Origin of the sequence: Actinophytocola sp. (assembly GCF_049647105.1) — a bacterium.
Taxonomy (GTDB): domain Bacteria; phylum Actinomycetota; class Actinomycetes; order Mycobacteriales; family Pseudonocardiaceae; genus Actinophytocola.
In genome coordinates this window covers 1-22013 of sequence record NZ_JBARWZ010000315.1, presented here as the reverse complement: position 1 = coordinate 22013, position 22013 = coordinate 1, and the positions used below count along the sequence as shown (strand labels likewise).

General features: G+C 70.3%; 20 protein-coding genes. 10 read left to right on the top strand and 10 right to left on the bottom strand.

Features of this window, described 5'->3' with window-relative positions:
* Positions 1-534: a GNAT family N-acetyltransferase gene (locus tag WBA97_RS38930; RefSeq protein ID WP_424236108.1), complete on the bottom strand. Its 534-nt coding sequence runs from the start codon at positions 532-534 to the stop codon at positions 1-3.
* Between the two features lie 237 nt (positions 535-771).
* On the opposite strand from WBA97_RS38930, the gene WBA97_RS38925 reads away from it, so the two are divergent.
* On the top strand, positions 772-1680 hold the full coding sequence (locus WBA97_RS38925) for a D-2-hydroxyacid dehydrogenase family protein (RefSeq protein WP_424236156.1): 909 nt from the start codon (positions 772-774) through the stop codon (positions 1678-1680).
* Here WBA97_RS38925 and WBA97_RS38920 read toward each other — a convergent pair.
* The 5 genes from WBA97_RS38920 to WBA97_RS38900 form a co-directional block, all read right to left on the bottom strand.
* Positions 1677-2621, bottom strand: a complete 945-nt coding sequence (locus WBA97_RS38920) for an esterase/lipase family protein (RefSeq protein WP_424236106.1) — start codon at positions 2619-2621, stop codon at positions 1677-1679. The genes WBA97_RS38925 and WBA97_RS38920 overlap by 4 nt on opposite strands.
* 115 nt (positions 2622-2736) lie before the next feature.
* Entirely contained in the window at positions 2737-3408 is a 672-nt protein-coding gene (locus WBA97_RS38915; RefSeq protein WP_424236104.1) for a TetR/AcrR family transcriptional regulator, read from the bottom strand.
* Positions 3409-3450: 42 nt separating this feature from the next.
* Positions 3451-5667, bottom strand: coding sequence for a xanthine dehydrogenase family protein molybdopterin-binding subunit (locus WBA97_RS38910; RefSeq protein WP_424236103.1), 2217 nt, complete (start codon positions 5665-5667; stop codon positions 3451-3453).
* Positions 5664-6653, bottom strand: a complete 990-nt coding sequence (locus WBA97_RS38905) for an FAD binding domain-containing protein (RefSeq protein WP_424236102.1) — start codon at positions 6651-6653, stop codon at positions 5664-5666. The genes WBA97_RS38910 and WBA97_RS38905 overlap by 4 nt, the downstream gene beginning before the upstream one ends.
* Positions 6650-7135: a 2Fe-2S iron-sulfur cluster-binding protein gene (locus WBA97_RS38900; protein WP_424236100.1), complete on the bottom strand. Its 486-nt coding sequence runs from the start codon at positions 7133-7135 to the stop codon at positions 6650-6652. The genes WBA97_RS38905 and WBA97_RS38900 overlap by 4 nt, the downstream gene beginning before the upstream one ends.
* Positions 7136-7556: 421 nt before the next feature.
* Here WBA97_RS38900 and WBA97_RS38895 point away from each other — a divergent pair, with 421 nt between their 5' ends.
* The 3 genes from WBA97_RS38895 to WBA97_RS38885 all read left to right on the top strand — a co-directional run bounded on the left by WBA97_RS38895 (position 7557) and on the right by WBA97_RS38885 (position 10484).
* Positions 7557-8177, top strand: a complete 621-nt coding sequence (locus WBA97_RS38895; RefSeq protein ID WP_424236099.1) for an LPXTG cell wall anchor domain-containing protein — start codon at positions 7557-7559, stop codon at positions 8175-8177.
* 106 nt (positions 8178-8283) lie between these two features.
* Positions 8284-9357: a carboxylate-amine ligase gene (locus tag WBA97_RS38890; protein WP_424236098.1), complete on the top strand. Its 1074-nt coding sequence runs from the start codon at positions 8284-8286 to the stop codon at positions 9355-9357.
* A 56-nt stretch (positions 9358-9413) separates the two neighbouring features.
* A complete protein-coding gene (locus tag WBA97_RS38885) occupies positions 9414-10484 on the top strand; it encodes an MFS transporter (RefSeq protein ID WP_424236097.1) in 1071 nt (356 codons plus the stop codon).
* Here WBA97_RS38885 and WBA97_RS38880 read toward each other — a convergent pair.
* From WBA97_RS38880 to WBA97_RS38870, 3 genes are read right to left on the bottom strand one after another with little or no spacing between them, the layout of a single operon-like run.
* Entirely contained in the window at positions 10466-12616 is a 2151-nt protein-coding gene (locus WBA97_RS38880; RefSeq protein ID WP_424236096.1) for a hypothetical protein, read from the bottom strand. The two genes, WBA97_RS38885 and WBA97_RS38880, sit on opposite strands and share 19 nt — an antisense overlap.
* A gap of 26 nt (positions 12617-12642) precedes the next feature.
* Entirely contained in the window at positions 12643-13599 is a 957-nt protein-coding gene (locus WBA97_RS38875; protein ID WP_424236095.1) for an acetylxylan esterase, read from the bottom strand.
* 12 nt (positions 13600-13611) lie between these two features.
* Positions 13612-14676 (bottom strand): sialidase family protein, encoded by a 1065-nt coding sequence (locus WBA97_RS38870; protein ID WP_424236093.1) that lies wholly within the window; start codon positions 14674-14676, stop codon positions 13612-13614.
* Between the two features lie 208 nt (positions 14677-14884).
* On the opposite strand from WBA97_RS38870, the gene WBA97_RS38865 reads away from it, so the two are divergent.
* The 5 genes from WBA97_RS38865 to WBA97_RS38845 all read left to right on the top strand — a co-directional run bounded on the left by WBA97_RS38865 (position 14885) and on the right by WBA97_RS38845 (position 20460).
* Positions 14885-16474 carry an ABC transporter substrate-binding protein gene (locus WBA97_RS38865; RefSeq protein ID WP_424236091.1) on the top strand — a complete coding sequence of 530 codons (1590 nt, stop codon included), beginning with the start codon at positions 14885-14887 and terminating at the stop codon, positions 16472-16474.
* Between the two features lie 165 nt (positions 16475-16639).
* Complete coding sequence (locus WBA97_RS38860) at positions 16640-17599, top strand: ABC transporter permease (protein WP_424236090.1); 960 nt, start codon at positions 16640-16642, stop codon at positions 17597-17599.
* Positions 17596-18459, top strand: a complete 864-nt coding sequence (gene opp4C / locus WBA97_RS38855) for an oligopeptide ABC transporter permease (RefSeq protein ID WP_424236088.1) — start codon at positions 17596-17598, stop codon at positions 18457-18459. Before WBA97_RS38860 ends, opp4C begins: the two co-directional genes overlap by 4 nt.
* On the top strand, positions 18456-19439 hold the full coding sequence (locus tag WBA97_RS38850; RefSeq protein ID WP_424236086.1) for an ABC transporter ATP-binding protein: 984 nt from the start codon (positions 18456-18458) through the stop codon (positions 19437-19439). The genes opp4C and WBA97_RS38850 overlap by 4 nt, the downstream gene beginning before the upstream one ends.
* Entirely contained in the window at positions 19432-20460 is a 1029-nt protein-coding gene (locus WBA97_RS38845) for an ABC transporter ATP-binding protein (protein ID WP_424236085.1), read from the top strand. The genes WBA97_RS38850 and WBA97_RS38845 overlap by 8 nt, the downstream gene beginning before the upstream one ends.
* A gap of 43 nt (positions 20461-20503) precedes the next feature.
* Here WBA97_RS38845 and WBA97_RS38840 read toward each other — a convergent pair whose 3' ends face one another.
* Positions 20504-21424 (bottom strand): NmrA family NAD(P)-binding protein, encoded by a 921-nt coding sequence (locus tag WBA97_RS38840; RefSeq protein ID WP_424236083.1) that lies wholly within the window; start codon positions 21422-21424, stop codon positions 20504-20506.
* A gap of 91 nt (positions 21425-21515) precedes the next feature.
* On the opposite strand from WBA97_RS38840, the gene WBA97_RS38835 reads away from it, so the two are divergent.
* Positions 21516-22013, top strand: a 498-nt coding sequence (locus WBA97_RS38835; RefSeq protein WP_424236081.1) for a TetR/AcrR family transcriptional regulator, incomplete at its 3' end; no start/stop codon positions are given.

Here is a 22013-nt window from a genome sequence, read left to right as displayed (position 1 = left end):
TCACTCCGTCAGGTCGCTGGGCCGGATGCGGAACACCTGCAGTCGCAGGTTGTAGTACTTGTCCGTCTCGCCGACCCACGACATGCCGAGTCGCTTGGCGGTCGCGATCGCGCGGGCGTTGGCCGGGCGGGCGACCGCGAACAGCTCGTCGATCTCCTGGGTGAACGCCCAGCCGGCCAGCGCGCGGCCGCCTTCGGCCGCGTAGCCCCTTCCCCAGGCGTCCGGGCGCAGCTGCCAGCTCAGCTCGAGGTCCTCTTTGTACGGTGGCAGCAGCCGGATGCCGAGGCCGCCGATGACCTCGCCGTCCTCGCGGCGTTCGACCGCCCACCGCCCGCGCGGTGGCGTCATGTTCGGCTGCGCCTCGACCCATGCCTCCAGCACCAACCGCATGGCCGCCTCGTCGGCGACCTGGCCCATCGCGGGGGTCAGCCAGCGGATGACCTTCTCCGTGCCGTAGATCGCGAGCGCCGCCGCGGCGTCGTCGAGCCGCCACTCCCGCACCACGAGCCGCTCGGTGGTCAGCTCTTCGCTCATGTCATCGACATTACCCATCCGGCGAGGTCAGCGGGCGCGTAGACGGCGGAGCATGCGCGGAAGGACTCCTGGACGTCGATCACGACCAGTGCTCCGCGCAGGTGCCAAGACTCGCCCGGCACCCACCTGCCGGGAAGGCACCATCCCGCCACGGTGCGGACCGATCTGGTCAGCGATACTCGGCCGGTGACCCTCCGCTGCGCGGTGCTGGACGACTACCAGGGTGTGGTGCTGTCGATGGCCGGGTGGGGCCGGCTCGACGGCCGCGTCGACGTGACGGTGTTCCGTGAGCACCTCGGCGGCGAGGACGCGGTGGCCGCCGCGCTCGCCGACTTCGACCTCGTCGTGATCATGCGGGAGCGCACGCCGTTCCCCGCGTCGCTGATCGAGCGGCTGCCGAAGCTGCGGCTGCTCGTCACCTCCGGTATGCGTAACGCGTCGATCGACCTGGCCGCCGCCGCGCGGGCCGGGGTCGTCGTGTGCGGCACGGCCAGCAGCAAGGCGTCGACCGTCGAGCTGACGTGGGCGCTGATCCTCGGGCTCGTGCGCAACGTGGCCGTCGAGAACGCCGCGTTCCACGCAGGCGGGCCGTGGCAGAGCACGATCGGGACGAACCTCGCCGGTGCCACGCTCGGGCTCGTCGGGCTCGGCCAGATCGGCTCACGGGTGGCGGCGGTCGCGCAGGCGTTCGGCATGCACGTGCTGGCGTGGAGCCAGAACCTCACCGGGGAGCGGGCGTCGGCGGCAGGCGCGACGCTCGCCGGCTCGCTGCCTGAGCTGATGGCCGCGAGCGACATCGTGTCGGTGCACGTCGTGCTGAGCGACCGCAGCCGAGGCCTGGTCGACGCCGACGCGATCGCGCACCTGCGGCCCGGCGCCTACCTCGTCAACACGTCGCGGGCGGCCGTTGTCGACCAGGCCGCGTTGCTGGACGCGTTGCGGCACAACCGGATCGCCGGCGCGGCGGTGGACGTGTTCGCCACCGAGCCACTGCCTGCCGACGATCCGCTGCGCGGTCTGCCGAACCTGCTCGCCACCCCGCACCTCGGGTACGTGACCCGCCAGAACTACGCGGACTACTTCCGCGAGACGGTCGAGGACATCGAGGCGTTCATCGCGGGCGAGCCGATCCGGGTCCTCTCCTAGACCACCGGTGCGTTCGGCAGGCACGGCGCCGGTGGCGCCGCCGGGTCGAGTGCCCGGCGCACGTGCCCGATGGCCCGCCACGAGTACGTCATCGACAGGTGGTCCGACAGGTCGATCGGGCAGCCGTCCTGCAGGGTGATGTTCCTGACGGTCGCGCCGGGGCCCGCCGTGAGGAACGTCGACCGGTATGGCGTGGTCACCTCGTCGTACCGGGTCGCGATGACCACGTAGGACACCCCGGACACGGTGTCACCGCCCGCGTTGAGCGTCGTCAGGAACTCGGAGCCGACCACCTGCTGCGCGGCCGCCGCGCCCAGGATCGGTGGCGTGAAGCCCAGGAGCCCCAACGTGTCCACAAAGGTGCCGATGCCAGAGAGCGTGGTGCCGTGGTGGGTCGCGCCGAGTGTCACGAGCGTCGCGACCTTGTCCGCGCCGCCTTCGAACCGCAGGTACTGGCGCGGCATCATGCCGCCCTGCGAGTGGCCGACCATGTCGACCTTGGCGGTGCCGGTCGCCGCGCGCACCTGGTCGACGAACGTGGCGAGCTCTTTGGCGGAGGCGCGGATGTCGCCGTTGCCCTTGATGAACTCGGGCTGGCTCAGCAGGTTGTCGTCGGTGTCACCGTAGTTCAGCGCGAAGACGCAGTAGCCGTCCCGTTTGAGGACGGGGGAGAGCTGCGCGAAGTTGTTGTACCGGTTCTCCCAGGTGCCGTGGACGAGCACGACCGGCCGAGGGTGCTTCGCGGTGGGGCGGCACGACCAGTCGTTGGCGCCGGGTGGGTCGAGGTCGGGGTGGGTGATCGAGTAGCCGAACGCCGCGATGAAGCTGTGCAGTTCGGGGCCGGGATGAGGGTCGGCGGCGGCAGGGGTGCCACCCGCGAACGTCGTGGCCGTGACGGCCAGGGTCAAGGCCAGCGTGGACAGTACGCGACGATGCGTCATGGTCCGATGATGAGTGCTCCCACCGGCTTCGGGAAGGGAAGAATGCAAAGGTTGTCAACGGGACACTAGTTTTGATGACGGGAACTGTGCGCCTGTGATGCCGCAACCGCGTGCCTCAGCGGGCCCTCTTGGTGATCAGACCCCACAGGAGGGTTTCGGTGAGGCGTCTGATGGCCGAGACGAACTCGATGGAAGTGTGGGACATGGCGGGGTGTTCCACGTAGAGCTTGGCGACGTCGGGCGGCGGGTGGCTCAGCTGCCACAGCCCGGCGGCGAGGGTGGTGACGCCGACGAGCAGTTCGTCGCCGTCGGTCTCGGTCAGTTCGGGCATGAGCTTGCGGACGGCGGTCGTGAGGGTCTTGCCGCTGGTGATGGCCGCGAGTTTGAACGTGATCACCGCGGTGAGGGACACGTTGCGTTCGAGGTTCAGGGGTGCGTGCGTGAAAAGGTCGCACAGGAGGGGACGTTCCTTGAGGCTGGTCGCGAACGCGGTCGCGATCCCGGTGATGTCGCCGGATGCCAGTTCCTTGAGGTCGGCGGACAGGGCGTGCGCCCACTCCTGCCACGCCTCGGTGGCGATGTTGAGGTAGATCTCCTCGCGGGTGCCGAAGTAACGCAGCAACGCGGTCTTGTGCATGCCGACGTCGGTGGCGATGTCGCCGAGGCTGATGTTGCGCACGCCGTCACGCCCGGCGAGCCGCCGCGCCGCCTCGAGGATGGTGGCTTCGCGCTGCCGTTTCTGCTCGGGGCGGCGCGCTCGCTGGAAGTCCTCGTCGTCGCGCGCCATGGACATACCGTAACCACGACAGGTGGATCACGCGCCATGTCCTCACCGGAGCTTGTCGAGGGTGATGGGCAGGTCACGGACGCGCAGGCCGGTGGCGTGGTGGACGGCGTTGGCGATGGCGCCCGCCACACCGACGATGCCGACCTCGCCTGCGCCGAGCACGCCGAGCGGCATCGTCGGGTCGGGGGCGCCGAGGCATTCGATGTCGATGCGCGGGATGTCGGCGTGCACAGGCACGTGGTACTCGGCGAGGTTGGCGTTGACGATCCGCCCGGTGCCGCGGTCGACGAGCGTCTCCTCTCCGAGCGCCGCGCCGATGCCCATGACGATGCCACCCCGCAGTTGGCCGGCGGCGGTCTTGGCGTTGACGACGGTGCCGATGTCGAACACGCCGAGCCAGCGGGTGACCCGGACCTCGCCGGTGTCCCTGTCCACTCGCACCTCACAGAACTGCGCCCCACACGCGGCTTTCACGTACCTCCGGCGGTCCAGGAGGAACCTGGTCATGAACCGCAGCTGCCCGGCCAGCCGCCCGATCCCGCGATCGGCCCCGACCACCACCTCGAGGTGGCACCGGCCGGCCCGGCTGAGGATGGTGCCGGGCGCCTCGGTAGGAGACAGGTCGTGGCGATGGGCGAGCGCGGTGAGGTTCTTCTTGAGCCGGGCGGCGGCGTCGAGGATGGCGCGGGACACGCTCGCGGTCTGGGCGGACCCACCCGCGGCGGGCCCGGCGGGTAGGTCGCTGTCCCCGTACTCGACCAGGACGGAGTCGAGCGGAACCCGCAGTGCGTGGGCGGTGACCTGTGCGAACGCGGTGGCCGACCCCATGCCCATCTCGTGGAACGCGCACCGCACCAGCACGTCACCGTTGGCGGACAGTCGCATGGTGAGGTTCGCGGGAAGCTCCCAGGCCGGGTGGTAGGCGGAGGCAACACCCATGCCGACGAGCCACCGGCCGTCCCGCATGGACCCGGGTTCGGGGGTGCGGTCGGCCCAGCGGAACCGTGCGGCACCACGCGCGTAGGCCTCGCGCAACCCGCGCCGGGCGAAGAGCCTGCCGCCCAACGGGTCGCGGTCGGGCTCGTTGCGCATCCGCAACTCGATGGGGTCGAGGGCAAGGCGGTGGGCAAGCTCGTCCATGGCGGCTTCGAGCGCGAAGGAGCCGATCGCCTCCCCGGGCGCCCGCATGACGGCGTTCGAGACCGTGTCGAGCGTGAGCTGGTTCTGCCGCACGAGAATGTTGGCGGCGTCGTACAGATGCCGCGACTGGGAGACCACCTGTTCCGGCCCGCCGCCGACCCGGCCGACCTGTGTGACGCTGGTGTGGATCAACGAGGTCAGCTGCCCGTCGGAGTCCGCCCCGAGCGCGACGCGCTGCGTTGACGGGGTGCGCCCGCCGACTGTCCGGTAGACCCCCTCCCGGCTGAGCGCGAGCCGGACCGGCCGCCCGGTCACCATCGCGGCGACGACGGCGAGCACAGTGCCCGCCCAGACGTTGGTCTTACCCCCGAAGGCGCCACCCACGAAGGTGGCGACAACGCGCACTGCCCTGACCGGGATCCCGAACCGCTGGGCGAGATGCCGCCGGGTCCAGTCGATGTTCTGGGTTCCGTCGTGGACCGTGAGGGTGCCGCCGTGCCAGGAGGCGGTGGTGGTGTGCGGCTCGAGCGCGTTGTGGTGGTGCATGGGCGTGGAGAACCGCAGGTCGACGGCCACGGCGGCCACTTCGAGCGCGGCGACGGCGTCGCCCTTCTTGCCGGTGCCCTCGTGGAGGGCACCGGCCTTCTGCGGTACCGCGTTGGGTTCCTGCTGCCCGAAGTCGACGACCGCGGGCAACTCGTCATAGGTGACGTGCACCAGCCGGGCCGCCTCCCTGGCGATGTCGAGCGAGTCGGCGACGACGACGGCGACCGGTTGGCCGTTCCAGTGGACCTCGTCGGTGTTGAGGTAGTTGACGGAGGTGCCCGCGGCGAGCGTGGGGAGGTTGAGCACGGAAGGTTTCGGAGGCGGTTTCATCCGGGGGGCGTTGTGGTGGGTGATGACGGCGTGGACGCCGGGAAGCGTCGACGCGGCCTCGGTGTCGACGCGGGTGATCCGGGCACGGGTGGCGGTCGCGTGGACGAGGGCCGCGTGGGCCAGGTTGGGGAAGGGGACGTCGCCGGAGAACTGGGCGGCGCCGGTGGTTTTGACGTGGCCGTCGACTCGGTCGACGGGCTCACCGAGGACGCGCCCCGCCGGGTGGGTCGTGGTGAGTGTCATCGGGGCCGAACCAATCCGGCCAGCGTCGCCGTCAACGTGCGGATTGCCAGCGGGGCCTTGAAAGCGTTGTCCGGGCGGGTGACCGCTGTTGCCAGTTCCGCTTCCGCGGCCTCGCGGAACGCGGCCTCCGTTGCGGGGGCGTCCCGCAACACCGACTCCGCGGTTCTGGCTCGCCACGGGTGGGTGGCAACGCCGCCCAGTGCTATGCGGACGTCGGCTACCCGGCCGTCCTCCACCTTCATGGCTGCCGCCACCGAAACCAGAGCGAAGGCGTAGGACGCTCGGTCGCGGACCTTGCGGAAGTGGGAGTTGGTCGCCGGGGGTAGCTGCGGGAGTTCCACTGCTGTGATCAGTTCGTGTTGGTGCAGGGCGGTTTCCACGTCGGGGGTCGTTCCGGGGGGCCGATGGAAGTCCCTGACCGGGATTCGGCGCCTGCCGTTCGTGCTTTCCGTTTCCACCACCGCGTCCAGGGCGGTCAGTGCCACGGACAGGTCGGACGGGTGGGTGGCTATGCAGTGCGGGCTTGTGCCCAGGATCGCGTGGTTTCTGTTGTGGCCCCCGTTCAGTGCCGTGCAGCCTTCGCCAGGGGTGCGCTTGTTGCATTGGGTTGCGGTGTCGTAGAAGTAGTGGCACCTGGTGCGTTGCAGCAGGTTGCCGCCCACCGTGGCCATGTTGCGAAGCTGGCCGGACGCGCCTGCCAGGATTGCCTGGGTCAGCACCGGGTAACGGGTTCTGATCCGCGGGTGCGCCGCCACATGGCTGTTCTTTGCCAGTGCTCCTATGCGCAGGCCGCCTGCCGGGAGTTCTTCGATCCCGGTCAGCGGTAGCGGGGTGATGTCGATCAGGGTGTCCGGGTGCTCGATGTCGGCTCGGATGAGGTCCACGAGGTTGGTGCCACCGCCGAGGAACTTGGCGCCAGGGGTGTTCGCCATGGTCTCCACCGCCGCGACGACCGTTTTCGCTCTCACGTATGCGAACCGCGTCATCTCACGGTCTCCTCGATCGCGGCCACGATGCCGTTGTACGCGCCGCAGCGGCACAGGTTGCCGCTCATGCGTTCCTGGATCTCGGGCCTGGTGAGCGGGGGTGTGGTTGCCACGTCTTCCGTTGCCGCGCTTGGCATTCCGGCTCTGTGCTCCGCCAGCATGCCCAGGGCCGAGCAGATCTGGCCCGGCGTGCAGTAGCCGCACTGGAAGCCGTCGTGTTTCGCGAGCGCCTGCTGTAACGGGTCGTCGACGCCCTCGATCGTGGTGATCTCGCGATGTTCGTACTGGATGGCGAGTGCCAGGCAGGACAGGACGCGTTCGCCGTCGGCCAGCACCGTGCACGCGCCGCACGCGCCCTGGTCGCAGCCCTTCTTAGTGCCGGTCAGGCCCAGGTGGTCGCGCAGGGCGTCGAGCAGGCTCACTCTCGGTTCCACGTCGACGTGTCTTGGCGTGCCGTTGATGTGTATGGCCAGGTGGGTCATGGCATCGAGATTAGGACAACGCCGTTGCGTTAACAAGGCAACGGCGTTGTGTTAACCCGAAAGAGTGGGGGCGGCCCGATGTTCGGGCGCGGCAAAGTTTCATGATCGAAAAATAATGTGAAGTCGTGATCTTCACGCGCGCGAAATGGACAATTCGACCGGAGTCGGCGGGGTGGAGCTGATTCTCGGCGTGAAGACCGGCGGCGATGACCGGCCACGAATGGCTGAGGTGCGGCCGATTGGCTTAATTTCGATCGGGTGAGTGGAGTACTACCCGCGCGACACGTCCCGTTATAGGGCCCCGGTGAAACGTCACTCAGAAGAGTGGATAACCTACCCCCCTATTTGTGGCTGGCAACTCTCGGTAGTTCGAGGGTGACCGGCTCTCCCGTTCGCCCGACGTAGCAGCCGGAGGCTTCACTTGGCACTCAATTCCACCCCGCGCCGCCGGTTTGGCGTGGCTCTCGGTGTCGTACTCGCGACGGCCTCTGCCGGCCTGATCGGTTTCGCAGGCACGGCCGCCGCCCACACGAACAAGTCGCACGCCGAGTGCGTGGACGACACCACGACCCTGACGGTCGACCTGACGGCGTACAACGACCGCAAGGCCAACACCGTCAAGATCACCGACAACGGCTCCGTCCTCCACGAGGGCGAGTTCGGCACGAACTACCAGGACAAGTTCGAGGTCCCGGGCGACGTGCAGCACACCTTCACGATCGCCGTGGTCGCGCACGACGACAAGGACGGCGGGAAGGGCTGGAGCTTCTCCGACGAGCACGTCGTCGCGGCCTGTGTCGAGCCGACGCAGCCGCCGACCGAGACGACCCCGCCGACCGAGACCACCACCGAGACCCCGGCGCCGACCAGCTCCGAGGCCCCGCCCGTGACCACCACGACGGCCGCCCCGTCCCCCGTGGCCGAGGAGGAGGTGCTGGCGGAGACCGGTGCGAGCGTCGCGCTGCCGCTGGGCATCGCCGGTGTGCTGATCGTCGGCGGTGTGGTCGCGCTGTTCGTGGTGCGCCGTCGCGGCAAGGCCTGAGCAGGCCGACTGAGTCACTGATTTTCTGAGCCGCGCACAGGGCGGGTCCGCTTCGGCGGGCCCGCCCTGTGCGTTTGCCCACCACCCGTTCGGGTATGCACCGACGGTGACAGCCGAACAGCTCACGATGGGTGTTGAAGAAGAGTTCCTGCTCGTCGACTCGGACGGCAGGCTCTCAGGTTCCGGGCCGGAGGTCGTGGACGCCGCCGAAGAGTCCCAAGGAGAGGTCGAGCAGGAACTCAAGCGCTGCCAGGTCGAGGGTGTGTCGGACATCTGCCGCACGCCCGACGAGGTGCTCGCGCAGCTGACCGGCCTGCGAGGACAGTTGGCGGCAGCGGCGGCGGCACGCGGTCTCCGCCTGCTGCCCAGCGCCTGCCCGGTGGTGCAGGAGACCGGGGAGCAGGAGATCACGCCGAGTCCGAGATACCTGCGGATGGCCGAGTGGTTCGGCGCCACGGCACGGTCGCTCGCGACGTGCGGCTGCCATGTCCACGTCGGCATCCCGGACCGGGAGACCGGCGTCGCGGTGAGCAACCGGGTGCGGCCATGGCTGCCGGTGCTGCTCGCGCTCACCGTCAACTCGCCGTTCAACGGCACCGACACCGGCTACGCGAGCTGGCGGTACCAGGAGTGGTCGCGCTGGCCATCGGCAGGCCCGCCGCCGATGTTCGCGGGTCTCGACGAGTACGAGTCGACCGTGGACGGCATGCTGCGCGCCGGTGCGCTCATGGACCGCGCGATGATCTACTGGGACATCCGGCTGTCCGAACGCCACCCCACGCTCGAGTTCCGGATCGCCGACGTCGCCGCGGTCCCGGAGGACGCGACGCTGCTCGCCACCCTGATCCGCGGCCTGGTCGCCCGTGCGCTCGACGACGGCGGTCCGCCGCCTGAGCTGCCGCAGGCGATCCTGCGCGCGAACCTCTGGCGGGCCTCGCGGGAGGGCATCACCGGGTCCATCCTGCACCCGCTCACCGGCGAGCTCGGCCCCGTCCAGTCCCACGTGGACGACCTGGTCGAGCACCTGCGCCCGGTGCTGGGCGCCGACCTCGACTTCGTCAAGGCCGGGGTGGCACGGCTGCGTGAACACGGCACCGGCGCAGGCAGGCAGCGTGCGGCCTTCAAGCGCAGGGGCGAGCTGACCGACGTGGTCGATGCGCTGGTGGTCAAAACGGACTGAAGTCCGCTCTCCCGGCACGTATCGTCGGTACGGCGCTGACGTGAGGGGGGCCCTGGGTGGTCGTTCGGTGTGCCGTTCTCTTCGGGCTGCTCGGGTTGTTCCAGGCCACCCTCGGACCGCTGATCCCGTTGCTGCGCGACCGTGACGACCTGTCCCCCGCGACCGCGGGACTGCTCGTCACCGGCTTCTTCGGCGGCAGCCTCGTCAGCACCGCGGTGGGCGGTGTGCTGAGCGACCGGTGGGCGAGGGGACCGCTCTACATCGTCTCGGCCGTGCTGCTGCCTGCCGGGCTGGGGCTTCTCGCCCTGCCGGCCGGTTGGCCGGTGCCGCTGTTCGCGGTGGCCGTGGCCGGCCTCGGGTTCGGCGGCCTCGTGCTCATCGTCAACACCGTGATGGCCATGCGCGGGCTCACCTACGTCAACCTGGTCAACGGCACCTACGGCCTCGGCGCGGCCGCGGGACCGGCGCTGATCAGCCTGACGCACGGCGGCCTCCTGTTCGCCGTGCTGGCGGTCGGCGTGCTCGCGGCGTTGCCGCTGACCGCGCCGTCGGCCGAGGCGGCGGTCGAGAAGGAGCGGCTGCGCCCCAGCGTCCTGCTGCTGCTGTTCTGCGCCATGCTGTTCTGCTACGCGGGGGTCGAGACCGCACTGTCGAGCTGGGAGGCGACGCACCTGCGGGCGCACGGCTACGGCGCGGACACGGCGGCCGCGCTCACGTCGCTGTTCTGGCTGGGGCTCGCGGGCGGGCGGTTGCTCGTGCCCGTGGTCACCAGGGGCTGGCCGCCGCAGCGGATCATCGTGTGCGCGTTGCTCGCCTGCGGCGCCGGGCTGTCGGTGATCGCGGTCGAGGTGAGCGCGCCGGTCGGGTTCTTCCTGCTCGGCGCGTTCGCGGGGCCGATCTTCCCCGCCACTCTCGCGTGGATCGCGCGGACACTGCCGCAGCCCCGGCGCGTCAACGCGGCGGTCCTGACCGTGGCGATGCTCGGCAACGCGACCGTGCCCACCGTCATCGGGTACGGGTTGCAGGCCACGTCCCCGCTCGCGCTGCCGTTGTTCGTCGCGATCGCGCTCGCCGGGTGCCTGGGGATCGTGCTGGTGTTGCGGGCGCGTCAGGTAGGCGAGGTGTAGGCCACGTCGTCGATCAGCCAGTCGTCGCCGGTGGTCGACGTGCCGGTCGAGCCGAGCTCGACGGCGTCGATGGCGGTCGCGGCCTGCGACTTCGGCTTGGTGGCAACGAGTGCGCCGTCCAGGTACACCTGTACCTGGGTCATCGTGGCCACCAGGCGCACGGTGTGCCACGTGCCCATGGTGATCGCGGTCTGGTTCAGCGCACTGCCCCACGGCGGGTTCTGGCCGTAGTTGGCCCAGTGGAGCATGCCCGCGCCGGTCAGCCAGAACCCGTACGGGGTGGCCGCGGCCGTGCCGTTCTTGCCCTTCAACGAGAACAGCAGGCCCTTGTTCGTCTGCCCGTTGCCGAGGAAGCGGAACTCGGCGGTCACCGACGTGGTGGCCGCGTGCGCCCACGTGGCCCGCCCGATCTGTGTCGTCGAGTCGTCCTTGATGCGCAGGAACCGGGACGAGACCTTCTCCGCCGACGGCACGGCCGGCTGGTTCACGACGGTCGCGAGCGTGCTGGTGGTGGCCCAGCCGTTGCCGCGTGGCGGCTGGCCGGGGTAGTCGTGCTCGAAGGTCACCGCCGCGGTGTACAGCTCGATCTCGTGCAGGAACCCGGCCGAGGGGTCGGTGACCGGGTTCGGGTCGCTGATCCGGACGTACCGCGCGGTGACCGGCGCGCTGAACGGGCGCAGGAACCCGTCGCGGGCGCCGAGGGCCGGGGCGGTCCACGTGGTCCCGTCGGCCGACGTCTCGATCCGCACGTCCGTGGCGCCCTGCGACCACACGTGCAGGCCCAGCCCCGTGACCGGCACCGCGCGGGGCAGCCGCAACGTGACCGACCGGTTTCCGGTCACCAGACTCGAGTCCGCACGCGGGTCACCGTCGAACGCGTACGCCGCGAGCGACCGGCGGCAGGCCGCGGCGTCGCCGTAGCAGGACAGCGGCGAGTCCATGACCGTCAGCTCGCCGCGCTGGAACATCGTGGTCAGATCGGCCTTGCCCCACTGCTCGGTGTCGACCTCCACCTGCGACCGCCACAGCGCGGCCGCCCCGTCGACCTGGTAGCCGCGGACCGCGGGGTCGGCAGGGCAGCCCCAGCCCGGCGCGCAGTTGTCGCCGGTCACCAGCACCCGGTTGCCCGCCAGCGGCGCGATCCCGACCGTGCCACTGGAACCGAGGTGCCGCAGCGGCCGGGCGGTCCCGCCGTCCGGGGTGTACCAGCCGTCCGCGTCGGCACCGGCGGTCGGGTGGTTCTGGTAGACGGTCGTTGGCGAGGTCCACGCGGTGCCCTCGCCGTCGAAGGAGAACCGCAGCACGTTGTCCGGCCTGCCGGACGACAGCACGAGCGCGCCGTTGCCGAGCAGTGTCACCGATGGCGCGTTGCCGGTGCCCGAGGCCACGCGGACCGGCGCGCCCCACCCGGTACCGGACTGGGCGGGCGTCTTCACCGTGTACAGGGCGACGTTCGCGGGCACCTCGCCGCGCGGGTTCTCGTCCTTGCCCAGCGCGGCGATCAGCCCGCCGCCGGCGGTGGGGGACAGGCTCGCCGCCGACCAGCCCGCGCCGGTGGCGAGCCGGGCCGTCTCCGTCCACGTCACGCCGCCGTCGGTGCTCGCCACGACGGCGGCGAACGAGGAGCCGTACACGGGCGCCAGCACCGTCTTCCCGTCACCGAGCAGCACGACGCCCCGGCCGAACCGGGCCGAGGTGACCGGCTGGGCGAACGTGACGGTCGCGGTGCCCGCGTCGGTCCAGCCGCCCGCGCTCAGCAGCTTGCGGGCGAACCGGGCACAGGTGTCGCCGCACGCGGTCCCGTCGGTGTCGAGATCGACGGCGACCACGTCACCCGTCGCGTTCGCGAGCCGGAACGGCGTGCCCGAGGTCCCGGCGAGCGACGACCACGTGGTGCCGCCGTCGGTGGACTGGCGGGTCCCGTCGGCCGACGACAGCAGCAGCCGGGCGGCCCGCTTGCCGTCGGCGGCCGTGACGCCCGCGTCGAACAGTGCGGGCGCCCCCGTTGCCGCGGTGAGGAACCGCTGCCCGCCCGGCACGTGCGCGTGGTCGACACCGGGTTCGGCACCCGCCTGGCCGGTCACGGCCATGGCGAGCGTCGCGAGGGTGGCCACGGTCAGCAGTCGGTTCATCCGGTGGGCTCCTCGTGACTCGGGCCTCAGAGCGTCGAGAGCAGAGCGTAGATCGCGTCGTCGGTGCCGGGAAGCCGTTCGTGTGCGAAGTCCGGGTACAGCCGGTACGACTTGTCACAGGTGAGTTTGTTGTACGCGGCGAACTGGGTCGACGGCGGGCACACGCGGTCGTTCAGCGACACGGTCATGACCGTCTTCGCCTGGATGCGTGGCGCCAGGTGCTGCACGTCCACGTACCCCATGCGCGTGAACAACTCCTGCTCACGCAGGTGCATGGGATCGCGCGAGCGGAAGTACGCGGTGATCTCGTCGTAGGGCGCCTTCTCCAGGTCCAGCTCCCACGCCCGCCGGTAGTCGGACAGGAACGGGTACACCGGCGCGGCCAGCTTGATCCTCGGCTCGAGCGCGGCGCACGCGATCGTGAGCCCGCCGCCCTGGCTGTAGCCGGTGGCGCCGACCCGCGCGGGGTCGACGTCGTCGAGATCGAGCACGATCCGCGCGAGCCGGGCGGTGTCAAGGAACAGGTGCCGGTACAGCATGTTGTCGGGCCGGTCGTCGATGCCGCGCAACAGATAGGTCGCCATGGACCACCCCGCGACCGCGTTCTCCTGCGTCGAAGGACCCGCCTGGCCGCGCACGTCCAGCGCCGCGACCGTGTAGCCGGCGGCGACGTAGGACAGCTTGTCGACCCAGTCGCCGGAATCGCCGGTGTACCCGTGGAACTGGAGCACCGCGGGGCCCGTCGGCGTGACCGGAGCCAGCAGCTTGGCGTGCACCCTGGCACCGCCCGTCCCGGTGAACCACAGGTGGGAGCACCGGGCGAACGGTGTCTGGAACTCGGCAGGCGTGATCTCCACGTCGGCGGGCAGGTCCGCGAGCTCGGTGAGCCCCCGCGCCCAGTACTCGTCGAAGTCGTCCGGTCGCGGGGTACTTCCCTGGTAGGTGAGCAACTCGTCGAACGGCATGTCGAAGGTCAAGGGCACGGGGGCACTCCTCTATGGCTCGAGGTACTCGCTCCGCCGACTGTAGGTGCCGCCGATGATCTTGTGAACGGCGTCGTAGTACACGGTCAGGTACTTGTCAGGGCCAACCTGGACACTGCTCGGGTAGCTCTCGTCGGTTGCGCCACGGCTGTAGAGCACCCTGGGAGCGAGACGGGTGCCGTCGGCGAGGATGACCCGGCCGACCGTTGGCCTGCCGGGGCCGAACGCGCCGGACCGGTCACCCCAGGTCTGCAGCAACCGCTTGCCACGCAGCGGAAGCAGGTCGGACGCCTGCTCCCAGTAGTCGCTGGCGGTCAGCGGTGCCCACGTCCGGCCGCCGTCGCGCGACGATGTCCAGTAGCCGATGTTCCTGCTGCGTATCGCCATCACGACGACACCGTCGCCGCGCGGCGCGATCGCCGGTTCCTGCAAGTCGTTGCCGTCCGGGTGCACCGCGACCGGGACCTCCAGGGCGGCAGGCCAGCTGCGCCCGCCGTCGCGGGACCGCATGACCGTGATCGACGATCCCGCGTCGGCCGGGGTGTTGCCGTACAGCGCGAGCAGGAGCGTGCGGTCCGGCAGCTCGACGACCTTCGCGGACGTCGCGACCCACGGCGCCGCGTAGCCCACCGGCGGGACGGCCCACTCGCCGTTGCCGTAGACGGCGGACCGCACGCGCACGGGCGCGGACCAGGTGTGGCCGCCGTCGCGGGAGCGGACGGTCCACACGCCGCCGGGGGTGGGCAGGGGGGTGGTGGACCAGTCGGTCTGGAACCAGCTCATCAGCAGGGTGCCGTCGGACAGCTCGACGAGCGACGGGTCGCGGTCGTCGAGCGGGGTGTCGATCGCGACCGACGGGGTGCGCCACGTGCGGCCGCCGTCGCGGCTGCGGGTGATCGCGATCCGGCCGTCGGGACCGGTGTGGCTCGTCGCGTCGTAGTAGACGGCGACGAGCGTGCCGTCGTGGAGTCGTTCGACGGTGGGGAACCAGGTGCCGCGGTCGCCCGACCCGGACGCCACGACGACGTCGGGTGACTCGGGATGCCCTTGATCGGCGGTTGCGATTCCTGGGGACACGACCAACAGTATGAAGGACAGGAACACGCATACAGCACGCACACGCATGGGGACCTCCTTGCGCAGGGGAATCCGACGTCACCAGGAACTTCGTTTCATGTCAACCGGCCGGAGCGAACATGAAACGGCGTTCCGGGATCCTTTACGTGTGGCGTTCCGGTGACTAGGTTTGTGCCTGTTCGACACCAGGTTCGAAAGAGGCAGTGGTATGAACGGACTCAGGTGGATCTCGGCCGCGGTCCTGGCGACCGGCCTCGTCGCGTCGGCCTGTGCCGGGCCGCAGCCGACGCAGGGCGCGGGAGAAGGCGGCTCGGTCAGCATCGTGCTGTACCAGAAGCCGAAGCTGTTCAGCCCGCTGGAACCGGCTCATGGTCCAGACCAGCAGGTGATGTCACTGATCTACCAGAGCCTGATGACGTCGAACCCCGACCTCGAGCTGGTGCCGCAGCTCGCCGAGAAGGTCGACGTGAACGACGACGCCACCGAGTTCACCTTCCACCTGCGCAAGGGTCTCAAGTGGAGTGACGGGAAACCGTTCTCCTCGGCCGATGTCCTGTTCACCCATCAGACGCTCGCCAACCCGAAGAGCACCTCGGCCGCGTCGGGCAACTACCAGAGTGTGGTGGGTGCCAAGGAGGTCGCCGACGGGACCGAGGACTCGGTCGCCGGTTTGACGGCGCCGGACGAGAACACGTTCGTCATCAGGACCGCGAGCCCGAACTATGGTGTGCTGGCTCAGGTCGGCGTCTACATGATCATGCCGGAGCACATCCTGGGTGACAAACCGCTCGACCAGCTCGCGAAGGACCCGTTCTTCTCGGACCCGACCGTTGGCCTCGGGCCGTTCCAGTTCGTCAGGTACGAGGTCGACCAGTACGTCGAGCTGAAGAAGAACCCCAACTTCCCCAAACCGGCGAGCGTGGACAAGGTGTTCCTCAAGCCGGTGACGGCCGACGTGGCGACCGCGCAGCTCGGCACCGGCGAGATGGACATCGCGCCCGTGGCGCCGAGCGACCGGGAGACCCTCGAGAGCTTCGGCACGCTGAACTTCCAGAAGTCCAAGGAAGGCGGCTTCGTCCGCGTCGGCATGAACCTGACGCAGAAACGGTTCCAGGACGCGCGTGTCCGGCAGGGGCTGCTCACCGGCATCGACCGCGAGTCGATCGTCGACAGTGCGCTGCCGGAGGTCGGGGTCGCGCGGAACTCCTCGTTCGACCCGTCGATCAGCGGTGACGGCATCGAGGACTATGCCTACGATCCCGGCCGGGCCAGGCAGTTGCTGACCGAGGGCGGGTGGGACTTCGGCCAGACCGTGAAGCTCGCGTGGATCCCGGGCAGCAACCCCGACCGGGACGCCGCCGCGGTCGCGATCCAGAGCCAGCTCAAGGAGATCGGCGTCAACGTCGAGCTGGCGCAGGTCGACGCCGGCTGGAGCACCGAGGCGCTCGCGGGCCCGGCCTTCGACATGTTCATGTTCGGCGGCGGCAACTACGCGCTCGACTCGTGGAACGTGTACACGATCGTCTCGTGCGGCACCTTCTTCCCCAACGGCGGCAACAACGTCCGCTTCTGCGACCCCGAGCTGGACGCGAAGATGAAGGAAGCCAACGCGACCGCGGACGAGGCACAGCGGGACAAGCTGTACGGCGAGGCCGCGAAGATCGACAACAGGCAGGTGCCGTACCTGTGGCTGTACAGCCCTGGCGGCCTGTGGGCGGTGAGCGACAAGGTACGGAACTTCACGCCACTCAGCCCGACCGGCGGCGGGTTCTGGCAGCCGGAGAACTGGCAGGACTAGTCCGCCTCCCCGAATTTGAAAGTGTTGGTCCCGATCCAGCGACACCGGCGGACCGCAGGCGGTTGGTGGCTGAGTGCCGTCACGTTCCCCTGAGGTAACTGCTGATAGGGCCCAGACTTTGCACAAAGATCAAGGGCATGCTCCAGACCGACGGGGAGGTGAGTGGTGGGCGCGTACCTCGTACGTCGCGTTCTGGTCAGCGTGCTGGTACTGGTCCTGGTGTCGATCGGCATCTTCTGGCTCTTCCGGCTCGCGCCGGGCGATCCGGTCGAGATGATGTTGCCGCCGCAGAACCGGGGGCCCGGTTCCGAGGCGTTCGTCGCCGCCAAGCGGGCCGAGCTGGGGCTCGACAAACCGGTGTGGGTCCAGTACTTCACGTGGCTGGGTAACGCCGTCACCGGTGACCTCGGCTACTCGCTCGACACCGGCCGGTCCGTCGGCGACCTGCTCGGCGAACGCGTCGGGCCCACCGTGTACCTGATGGGGCTGAGCCTGCTGCTGGCGCTGGTCATCGCGGTTCCGCTCGGTCTGCTCGCGGCCGTGCGCAAGGGCCGGTTCACCGACTACGCCGCGAGTGTGGTCAGCCTCGGCGCGGTGTGCACGCCGCCGTTCTTCCTCGGCATCCTCGGCGTCTACGTGTTCTCGCTCCAGCTCGGGCTGCTGCCGTCGGCGGGGATGTCGACGCCGGGCGCCTACAGCGTCGGCGACTCGCTGCTGCATCTGCTGATGCCGCTGGTGATCCTCGCGTTCTCGCAGGCCGGCCAGTTCACCAGGTACGTGCGGTCCAGCGTGATCGCTGAGCTGCACGCCGACTACGTGCGCACGGCCGAGGCGAAGGGGGCCGGTGCGATCGGCGTGGTCACGCGGCACGTGCTGCGCAACGCGCTGATCCCGGTGATCACGATCGTCGCGCTGTCGCTGCCGAACGTCCTCGCCGGTGCCGTCGTGATCGAGACCGTGTTCGCGTGGCCAGGCATGGGCCAGCTCGCGATCACCTCCTTCCAGGGCCGGGACTACCCGGTGATCATCGGGTTCGCGCTGGTCTTCTCGCTCATGGTGTTGTTGTCGAACCTGGTCGCCGACCTGCTCTACACACTGGTGGATCCCCGGGTGAGCCTGCGATGACCGCCCCCGCACTGCGTTCGCCCGGCCGGATGGCGCTGCGCCGGTTCCTGCGGCACAGACTCGCGATCGCGGGTGTCGTCGTGCTGCTGCTCGTGGTGCTGACGACCGTGTTCGCGCCGCTCCTCGCCGGGCACGACCCGCTGAAGGTCGACCTGTCGCAGGTCAGGCAGCCGCCGAGCGGCGAGCACGTGCTCGGCACCGACGGCTCCGGACGGGACGTGTTCGCCCGGCTCCTGTACGCGGGCCGGGTATCGCTGCTCGTCGGGGTGTGCTCCGCGTTGCTGGCGGTCGTCGTCGGCACGGTGCTCGGCGCGGTCGCGGGGATCGCCGGTGGCTGGGTGGACGCGCTGGTCATGCGGGCGGCTGACGTGTTCCTCTCGTTCCCCGTGCTCGTGGTGATGATCGTGATCGCGGGCGTCCTCGGGCCGAGCATCACGACGATGGTGGTGGCGATCGGCCTGTTCACGTGGCCGCGTGCCGGCCGGGTGGTGCGCGGGGTGACGCTGTCGCTGCGGGAACGCGAGTACGTGCAGGCGGCGCGGGCGTTCGGCGCGCGGACCGGGTGGCTCGTCGTGCACCACGTGCTGCCCGCCGTGCTCGGGTCGGTGGTGGTGGTCGCGACGATCGCCGTCGCGGACGGGATCCTCATCGAGGCGTCGCTGTCCTTCCTCGGGCTCGGCGTGCAGCCGCCGCTACCCAGCTGGGGCAACATGCTGACCGACGCGCAGCGGCTCACGGTGATCAGCCAGATGCCGTGGCTGTGGCTGCCGCCGGGCATCGCGGTCGCGATCACCGTGCTGTCGGTCAACTTCGTCGGCGACGGCCTGCGCGATGCGCTCGACCCCAGGGAGGCCTCGTGAGTCCACTGTTGACGGTCGAGGACCTGGCGGTCGAGTTCCGGACCGAGGACGGTGTCGCCCGCGCCCTCGACGGCGTGAGCTTCACGGTCGAGCCCGGCGAGACGGTCGCGATCGTCGGTGAGTCGGGGTCCGGCAAGAGCGTCACCGCGTTGACCGTGCTGGGGTTGCTGCGGCGGCCGCCCGCGCGGATCGTGCGCGGGTCGGTGCTGTTCCGCGACCGTGAGCTGCTGGGCCTGTCCCGCGACGAGTTGCGGAAGATCCGGGGCAAGGACGCCGCGATGATCTTCCAGGACCCGATGACCGCGCTGAACCCCGTGCAGCGGGTGGGAAAGCAGATCGCGGAGGCCGTCCGGCTGCATTCGGCGGCGTCCAGGAAGGACGCGTTCGCGCGGGCGGTCGACCTGCTGGGCCTCGTCGGCATGGCGCAGCCGGCGACCCGCGCACGGCAGTACCCGCACGAGTTCTCCGGCGGCATGCGGCAACGCGCGATGATCGCGATGGCCATCGCCAACGACCCGGCACTGCTGATCGCGGACGAGCCGACCACCGCGCTGGACGTGACGATCCAGGCGCAGGTGTTGTCGCTGCTGCGGACCGCGCAACAGGAGACGGGCGCCGCGACCGTGCTCATCACCCACGACCTCGGCGTGGTCGCGGAGATGGCGGAACGGGTGCTCGTGATGTACGCGGGCCGGATCGTCGAACAGGCCGACGTGCGGTCGCTGTTTGCGTCGCCGCGCCACCCGTACACGGCGGGGTTGCTGGCGAGCATTCCCCGGCTGGACGCGGAAACGCAGACGCTGACACCGATCCCTGGCAGTCCACCGAGTCTGCTGTCACCACCACCGGGATGCCCGTTCGCGCCGCGCTGCTCGCTGCGCCAGGGCCGGTCGAAGTGCGTCTCGGAGCAGCCTCTGCTGCGGGAGGTCGGTGGTCATGCGACGGCTTGTCACTTCGGTGAGGAGTTGGCGCATGTCTGAGCTGCTACGGGTCGAGGGGCTGACGAAACACTTTCCGATCAGGGGTGGACTGCTGCGCCGCACCCAGGGTCGCGTGCGTGCCGTCGACGACGTGTCGTTCACGGTGGCGGCGGGGGAGACGCTGGGCCTGGTCGGCGAGTCCGGGTGCGGAAAGACCACGACGAGCCGCATGATCGTGCGGCTCGTCGAGCCGACCGCGGGCCGGGTTTTCCTGCGGGACCGGGAGATCACGGGTCTTTCGGGGGACGCGCTGCGCGAGGTGCGGCGGGAGCTGCAGATCGTGTTCCAGGACCCGTACTCGTCGCTCAGCCCCCGCATGACCGTGCACGACCTGGTCGCGGAACCGCTGCGGATCCAGGGGTTGTACGCGTCCGGTGGCCGGGACCGGGTGGCGTCGCTGCTGGCGATGGTTGGCCTGGCGCCGGAGCACGCGAACCGGTACGCGCACGAGTTCTCCGGCGGGCAGCGGCAACGGATCGGCATCGCGCGGGCATTAGCGCTGGGGCCGTCGATCCTGGTGCTGGACGAACCGGTGTCGGCGTTGGACGTGTCGGTGCGGGCGCAGGTCGTGAACGAGCTGTCGGCGCTGCAGGACTCGCTCGGGCTCGCGTACGTGTTCGTGTCGCACGACCTGTCGGTGGTGCGGCACGTCTGCGACCGCGTCGCCGTGATGTACCTGGGGAAGATCGTCGAGCTGGCCACGACGCGGTCGCTGTACACGCGGCCGACGCACCCGTACACGCAGGCGTTGCTGTCGGCGATCCCGATTCCCGATCCGACGCGGGTGCGGGACCGGATCGTGCTGACCGGCGACGTGCCGAGCGCGTCGGACCCGCCGAGCGGGTGCCGGTTCCGGACCCGGTGCTGGAAGGCGCGGGAAGTGTGTGCTGAGGAGGAGCCACCGCTGCTACCGCAGGACTCGGCGGACCATGTGGCCGCCTGCCACTTCGCGGACGACAGTCAGCGAAGCGGTGCGAACAGGTCCACGACGTTGTCGTCCGGGTCCGGCACGGAGGTGTAGCGCCCACGGTAACGATGCCCGTCTTGAACGAATCGGACAGCGCCTACGCGGCCCGCAGGTGCCGCCGCGCCCACGTGTCGAAGCTGGTGAGCGGGATGCCGAGGTCCCGCGCGTACTCCGGGCGGCCCGGCTGGGGGACCGCGTTCAGCCACTCGTGCGATGCGCCCATCGGCGGCATCCCGGCGGCGAAGGCCTCCTCCTCGGTCATGTCCGGCGCGGACAGCTCCGTGCCGAGCGTGCGGGAGAGGACCTCGGCGATCTCCGTCATCGACAGGTGATCGCTCGCCAGTTCCAGCTCGACCCCGTCGAACCGCTCCGGTTCGGCGATGGCCATGGCGGCCGCCGTGCCGACGTCCTCCGTCGCCACCAGGGACAGCCGGGTCTGCGGGTGCAGCACGCTCACCAGGCCGCCCTCGATGCCGCGCGGGAACAGGAAACCCATGGACGGGAGGAAGTTCGCCATGAAGAAGCCCGGCTTGAGCAGTGTCCAGCTGGGGAAGCCCGCCGCGCGGACCTCGTCCTGGATCGCGCTCTTGGCGCCCAGGGTGGGGGCCATCGACGCCCAGCGGCCCTCGGCCCACCCGGGTGCCTCGGTGTGCTGACCAGCGCCGGTGACCGAGGAGTGCACGAACTGCGGCACCCCGGCGGCCTTCGCGCCCGCGACGAGGTTGCGGCCCTGGACCACCTCGCCCGCGAAGTCGAAGCCGTCCGCGGTGATGGCGGGCATCTGCACGGAGAACACGGCGTGGGTGCCCTTGGCCGCCCGGATCACCGAGTCGAGGTCGTGCAGGTCGCCGGTGACCAGCTCGACGCCGAGCGCCTCGACGGCCTTGGCCCGGTCGGTGCCCGGGTCACGCACCAGTGCCCGGACGGGCACCCCCGCCGCACGCAACGCGCGGGTGGTGGCGCCGCCCTGCCTGCCGGTGGCGCCGGTGACCAGTACGGGCGCGGAATCTGTCGGCATGGTGCTCCCTCAGTTAAGTGGCGGGGTCCGCCATTTCTGTTCCGGTACGATACGGCGGGGCCCGCCACTTAGCAAACCTGGAGGTGACGCCATGCCTGAGCGGCAGCGCGCCGACGCCCGGCGCAACTACGCGCGGGTCCTCGCGGTGGCCGAGGAGGAGGTCGCGGCCCACGGTGCCGGTGCCTCACTGGAACAGATCGCCCGGGTCGCGGGGGTCGGCTCGGCGACCGTGCGCAGGCACTTCCCCACCCGGCGCGCACTGCTGGAGGCGGTCGCCCGCACCCGGATCGAAGCGCTGTGCCTCCGCGCCGGGGACCTGGCCGCGACGGACGACAGCCGGCACGCGCTCCTGGACTGGATGGGGGACGTCGTCGCCTACTGCGTCTCCGCGCGGGGGCTGGCCGCCGCGCTGGCCTACGACGGCGCCGAACCCGACCCGGTGCACGAGAACTCCTGCTCGGCCGCGCTGGAGGAGGCGGGCGGCCCGCTGCTGCGCCGCGCCGCCGACGATGGCGCGGTGGCCGCCGGGGTCACCGTCGCGGACCTGATCGCGCTGGCGGTCGGCATCGTCCTGGCCACGGAGCACCAC

Coding starts and splice junctions, on each gene's coding strand:
- WBA97_RS38840 (WP_424236083.1), bottom strand. CDS start 21,424: ATGCCGACAGATTCCGCGCCCGTACTGGTCACCGGCGCCACCGGCAGG.
- WBA97_RS38845 (WP_424236085.1), top strand. CDS start 19,432: ATGTCTGAGCTGCTACGGGTCGAGGGGCTGACGAAACACTTTCCGATC.
- WBA97_RS38925 (WP_424236156.1), top strand. CDS start 772: ATGGCCGGGTGGGGCCGGCTCGACGGCCGCGTCGACGTGACGGTGTTC.
- WBA97_RS38910 (WP_424236103.1), bottom strand. CDS start 5,667: ATGACACTCACCACGACCCACCCGGCGGGGCGCGTCCTCGGTGAGCCC.
- WBA97_RS38880 (WP_424236096.1), bottom strand. CDS start 12,616: ATGAACCGACTGCTGACCGTGGCCACCCTCGCGACGCTCGCCATGGCC.
- WBA97_RS38865 (WP_424236091.1), top strand. CDS start 14,885: ATGAACGGACTCAGGTGGATCTCGGCCGCGGTCCTGGCGACCGGCCTC.
- WBA97_RS38920 (WP_424236106.1), bottom strand. CDS start 2,621: ATGACGCATCGTCGCGTACTGTCCACGCTGGCCTTGACCCTGGCCGTC.
- WBA97_RS38905 (WP_424236102.1), bottom strand. CDS start 6,653: ATGACGCGGTTCGCATACGTGAGAGCGAAAACGGTCGTCGCGGCGGTG.
- opp4C (WP_424236088.1), top strand. CDS start 17,596: ATGACCGCCCCCGCACTGCGTTCGCCCGGCCGGATGGCGCTGCGCCGG.
- WBA97_RS38930 (WP_424236108.1), bottom strand. CDS start 534: ATGAGCGAAGAGCTGACCACCGAGCGGCTCGTGGTGCGGGAGTGGCGG.
- WBA97_RS38915 (WP_424236104.1), bottom strand. CDS start 3,408: ATGGCGCGCGACGACGAGGACTTCCAGCGAGCGCGCCGCCCCGAGCAG.
- WBA97_RS38900 (WP_424236100.1), bottom strand. CDS start 7,135: ATGACCCACCTGGCCATACACATCAACGGCACGCCAAGACACGTCGAC.